The 2,557-nt window shown below is 42.7% G+C and carries 4 protein-coding genes; 1 reads left to right on the top strand and 3 read right to left on the bottom strand.

Translation table 11 applies throughout. From position 1 onward, the window contains the following. On the top strand, positions 1–570 hold a 570-nt coding region (locus K6V48_RS12060), incomplete at its 5' end, for a Rib/alpha-like domain-containing protein (RefSeq protein ID WP_222369845.1). 210 nt (positions 571–780) lie between these two features. Here the strand turns inward: K6V48_RS12060 and K6V48_RS11575 are convergent. From K6V48_RS11575 to tnpB, 3 genes are all read right to left on the bottom strand, one after another. Beyond that, the gene (locus K6V48_RS11575) at positions 781–2,133 is read right to left on the bottom strand and encodes an IS66-like element short variant transposase (RefSeq protein WP_222369841.1); all 1,353 of its coding nucleotides are present in this window, start codon (positions 2,131–2,133) and stop codon (positions 781–783) included. After that, complete coding sequence (locus K6V48_RS11570) at positions 2,087–2,293, bottom strand: transposase (RefSeq protein WP_222369838.1); 207 nt, start codon at positions 2,291–2,293, stop codon at positions 2,087–2,089. The genes K6V48_RS11575 and K6V48_RS11570 overlap by 47 nt, the downstream gene beginning before the upstream one ends. 51 nt (positions 2,294–2,344) lie before the next feature. Continuing rightward, positions 2,345–2,557, bottom strand: a 213-nt coding sequence (gene tnpB / locus K6V48_RS11565) for an IS66 family insertion sequence element accessory protein TnpB (RefSeq protein ID WP_222369559.1), incomplete at its 5' end; no start/stop codon positions are given.

The raw sequence follows: 2,557 nt of genomic DNA, 5'->3' as shown, positions 1-2,557 counted from the left end.
AAAGATGCAACAGTCGTTGTGACTTACCCAGATGGTTCAACAGATGAAGTGCCAGTTAAGGTAACAGTAGTAGATCCAACTACAGACGCTGATAAGAATACTCCAGAAGTAAAAGATCAAACAGTGAATGTTGGTGAAACACCAAAAGCAGAAGATTCAATTGCAAACTTGCCAGATCTTCCAGAAGGTACAACAGTAGACTTCAAAGATCCAGTTGATACCACAACACCTGGTGATAAAGAAGCAACAGTTGTTGTAACTTACCCAGATGGATCATCAGAAGAAGTTACAGTGAAAATCACTGTGAAAGAAACTGAGAATTCAACTTCTGGTACAAATGAGTCACCTTCAACTGAAACTAAGGTACCTACACCACCGGCAGCTCCAGTACCATCTGTACCAGTTGCAACTACAAAAGCAAGTGCTACTACAAAATCAGCAGTACTTCCAAATACTGGTCAAGAAAGTAATCAAGCTACAGTTGCAGCAGGTGTCGGACTCCTACTTGTAGGTTTATCAAGCTTGGCATTTGCTTCTCGCAAGCGCAAAGAAGAAAATGATTCTATCTAAATTTGATTGAATTACTTCACTAAAAAGAGAGATAGGAAAGGTTCGCCTTTCTTATCTTTTTTTGTTTTTTTATTTACTGGCTAGTTTTTGCCCAGCCTCCTATGCGGGGTGGGAGTTCAAAAGGTCTGGGAGACATTTTGAAGGTAAGCGCCTAATAACAAAGTATATTGAAAAAGGCTCCAAAGTCTACACGACCCTGGAGCCTTTTTTCTATTTACAAGCTCTCTTAATGTTTTTGTCCCATGGCAAATAAGCCTCCAGCACCTCTTTTTTTCCGAGCGTCTCCTCGTTAGGTAAGTGTTCTAGAAGATAGTTCATATATTTTTCTGCATCAAGGCCGTGTCGTTTAGCAGTTTCCAAAAGACTCAGAATGACAGCTGTCGACTTGGCTCCCTCAAAGCTCTGAGAAAAAAGCCAATTTTTTCTGCCCATCACTAAGGTCTTCATTGCTCTCTCAGCCATATTGTTAGACAGGACTAAGTCACCGTCCGAGAGAACGGTTCGGAAAGTGGTTTCGTAGTTGAGGCTATACTCTATTGCAGTACCCAATTTTGAGCCTGGCAAAACGGCCTGATTGCGACACCAGTCAAAGAATTCGTCCATCAAGGGGGCTAACTCTGTCTGACGTTTATGTAGTCGTTCCTCAGTAGACAAGTCAGCCCAGTCATTCTCTAAGGCAAACAGGCGGTCGCAATAGGCTAATCCCTTGGCTCCTAAAGAAGTCTTGTCTGTCTTCTTAGGAGTCGCTTCAAAGAACTTTCGTCTAACATGAGCCCAACAGCCAACCAGCTGTGCCTTGTCTAACTGACGATAAGCACTCCACATGTCACAATGAACGTAGCCCGCATAATTTCCAAGAAATTTCTCCACAACTAAGCTGCTCCGTCGTTTGTCATGATGATAGAGGGTGATGCCCTTTTTCTCATGTTTCCCAGACAAGAAGGTCCAGTAGAAGGTTAACTGGCTATCATTTTCTAAGACCTTGTAGGAGGTCTCATCCGCATGGAGAATAGGCTGCTCCAACAATTTCTCGTGCAACAGGTCATAAATCGGTTCGAAATAATACTGACTAGACTTGATGTGCCAGTTGGCTATTTCCTTCCGACTGATGGGCAGACCAAGCTTATGCCAGTCCTCTTCCTGGCGGTAATTGGGCACCTTAAGATTGAACTTCTGATGAATAGTATGGGCGATGATAGAAGCTGAACCCAAGCTGTGTGCCAAAGGTGCCTTAGGAACTGGAGCCTTGATAATCTTATCGCTCAGATTCTTCTGACTACATGCCTGACACTTGTATGCGTGCTGAACATGGTCAATCCGCTTTAATTGTGCGGGAATGAAGACCAACTCTTGCCGTTGAACAGTAGAACCAATCTCTTTTAACTGTCCATGACAGTCTGGACAAGTGCAGTCTTCGCCCTGCAATTCATGATGAATAATCTCTGGAGTGAACTGACTAAAAATAGCCTGACGAACTCCCTTGGCTTTCTTACGTTTATAGGTAATTGTTTCTGTTTCAACTGGGTAAGTCAGCTTCTTCTTCAGGGAGGCTTTCCTCCCCAAACAAGCTCAGCTGACCGGGTTGATACACAACCTGCTCTGATGATTTTCCGTAGAGTTTCTGTCTCAGATACTCAACCTGTTCACGAAGGAGGGTCAATTCGTTGGTCATGATTTCAATGGTTTTTGTTAGACTTTCAATCACTTTATCTTGTGACTCCATGGACTTACCTCCTTCTTTTTATCTCATTATACACAAAGAAAAGCCATGATTTCAATAGAAATCACGACTTTTTGAAACATTTATTTTTGGACTGATAGAAAATCCTTTCATGAGCCAGTCCACCTGCTCGGAAGTTAGCGCCTTAACCTCCTCTTCATTGTTTGGCCAGGTCAATTTCCCATTTTCAAAACGTTTATACAATAACCAAAATCCCTGTCCATCCCAATAAAGAGCTTTGAATCGATCTTTTCGACCTCCGCAGAA

The organism is Streptococcus suis (assembly GCF_019794555.1).
In the GTDB taxonomy this organism is placed as follows: Bacteria; Bacillota; Bacilli; order Lactobacillales; family Streptococcaceae; genus Streptococcus; species Streptococcus suis_AB.
Note: the sequence above shows the minus strand (reverse complement) of the source record. Positions and strands in the feature narration are given on the sequence as shown.

Coding starts and splice junctions, on each gene's coding strand:
- K6V48_RS11570 (WP_222369838.1), bottom strand. CDS start 2,293: ATGGAGTCACAAGATAAAGTGATTGAAAGTCTAACAAAAACCATTGAA.